Origin of the sequence: Virgibacillus salarius (assembly GCF_039521925.1) — a bacterium.
Classification (GTDB): Bacteria; Bacillota; Bacilli; order Bacillales; family Amphibacillaceae; genus Virgibacillus; species Virgibacillus salarius.
The window spans coordinates 1-2,300 of sequence record NZ_BAAACY010000136.1 but is presented as its reverse complement, the minus strand read 5'-3'; the positions used below and the strand labels follow the sequence as shown (position 1 = coordinate 2,300).

Here is a 2,300-nt window from a genome sequence, read left to right as displayed (position 1 = left end):
GCTAGCATGAAGTAACACAGCTGCTTTTATACTCACGGATAGCGATTTTCACTTTACCCATTGTAAAAAAGTCAACTACTTATGACAAGAATTGTTGCACCTTCTCATAGCGGAGACTAATTACGTAGACTCCTGCGGGATTAGCGCGAGCCGAAAATCCACTTTGCAACGTGTTCTTCTTTGCAAAGTTAGTTGAGGCCGTGCCCACGGAAAGCGAAGTAATTAGTCGAAGCATTGCCAATATACATCAAACATTTCAAAATAACTACTTGGCTTAACGCAGTCATTGCACTGATTTTATACTTTCTTAACTTGAAATAAAAAAATAAATTCGATCACTTTTTTCTTTCTTTCCTCAATTGGATCAGCATGAAGTAATATTTCAGCAATCTCATCCTGTAGCCCGTATGTCAAATTTACACCATAATGCTTTTCTTGAAAATACGAAAATAGTACCGCAATCATTGTCCCACAAACGGAAATACCAAATCCTTGTAAAATACAAATCCACAGCGAGGCATTCATCGTTTCCACTGCAAAAATGAAGCTAGGAATACTCACTACCCACATCGTAGATAAAGCAAAAGACCGTAAGAGGGCTGTTCCTTTATAGTTTTCCCATGCTTCAGTTTTTTTCTTATACAGGATTTGATTAATGAATTGATACATCATCGGTATTGCACCGAATAAAAGAAAATAAGAAAAAACCTGCGTTAATGACATCATCCCTAGATAAAACTTTCTACTTGTATTCAAAGATTTATGCGCCATTCCCATGATGTCCTCGATATAAGGCTCTTCACGAAGTACTCAACTGATCATTGGTACAATGACTAAAAGTCCAACGATGCTTCGCATTTGCAATAGTCCACTATATAGTCCCTCCCCAATAGAGACTTTAGAAAATAGGAGGATAATAAAGCCGGTGATAAATAGGAAAAAGGGGAGTTTAAATTGTCTTAACGTCTTTGATAAACTAGCAAATATTAGTATAAATAAACCACAACATGCTAAAGCATACAGCAATAATCTCTTTTCAAAAAAGTAAGTTACAAGGTGTAGAAACGTATAGGATACAATGGAAATTCTTAATCCCCACGTTATGACAGACTGCATACATTCCATCTCCCATGTCATAGTTGTTTGTTTACCTTTAATAGCATAGCTGGATGTTAAGGTTACACAAGTGCCCACTCTTATGTAGTCTAGAATTATATGGAGGATTCAGGTTGACTGGTAAAGCGAATTTGTCTAGCTTCATTTGAATAGATCGTGTTAACGTTATATCACCCTAGCTATAGGTTGGAGGCTTCCCTTTCTATCCCAAATAAAATGCACTCTACCCAAAAAGTGCATCTCTATTCTAATCAAGCTGATTGTGAACCTTACTATGTATCTACTGTATGGATCAAGTATTCCATTCCCATTACTTTTCTACTTATTTATGCTTAGTCCACTAAAATGTACAACCTCTTTTTCTATAAATTTCCTTACCTGAATGCACGTAAACCTGCACCGATAATTCCTTGACCATTATTCAAATTACTTATTTCCATGTTTTGAAGAATATGTAGTTGTTCTTCAATCAAGTAATTTTTTAACTTATCCTTTAGTAAAGGTAATATATAGGGATTATATGTTGCAACACTCCCACCAAAAACAATCTTGTGCGGATCTAATATACTATTAATCATGTAAACACCTTGGGTTAATGCATGAATCATTTCGTCCACCAATCTACTTGCATTGCTCTCTCCTCGAGTAAAATGAATAAAAATATCTTTCGTTACTAATGCTTCATTGACATAAATGGACCTTGCCTTCGCTTGCATAGCTGGGCCAGATGCAGCATGTTCTAATCTTTCCATGCTATGATCAGCTGTGTGTGTAAAAACGGGTATCAATCCCAGCTCCCCAGCAAAGCCTGCTCCCCTTATAAAGTTTCCCCCTTGAATAATGGAGCAAGAAATCCCTGTACTAATCGTAATATAAACAAATAGTTCATCCTCAAGCATTTTTGCCTCTTTCCATTCCGCAAATGCTGCCATATATACATCATTATCAATTACAATATTATCGATTCCTAGCGCTTCCCGTAGACGATGAACTATTGGAAAATTAGACCATGGAAGGTTATTCTGAAAGACCGCTACCCCATTTCTACGATCTATTTTTCCAGGAATACCAGCACCAATCCCGTATATCTCATCCTCTGGAATACTAGAATGATTTAGGAGCATTCCTGTAAGGGAGAAATTTGAGGGGATATCGAAGCAGAGTCCGGATGCATAAAAAAAGCC

The 2,300-nt window shown here is 36.9% G+C and carries 3 protein-coding genes; all 3 read right to left on the bottom strand.

The features are described 5' to 3' along the window. Positions 1 to 297: 297 nt before the first annotated feature. Positions 298 to 771, bottom strand: a complete 474-nt coding sequence (locus ABDZ84_RS16795; protein WP_166530233.1) for a hypothetical protein — start codon at positions 769 to 771, stop codon at positions 298 to 300. A 39-nt stretch (positions 772 to 810) separates the two neighbouring features. Further along, entirely contained in the window at positions 811 to 1,116 is a 306-nt protein-coding gene (locus tag ABDZ84_RS16790) for a hypothetical protein (RefSeq protein ID WP_026679601.1), read from the bottom strand. Between the two features lie 374 nt (positions 1,117 to 1,490). Further along, positions 1,491 to 2,300, bottom strand: an 810-nt coding sequence (locus ABDZ84_RS16785; RefSeq protein ID WP_343782324.1) for an ROK family protein, incomplete at its 5' end; no start/stop codon positions are given.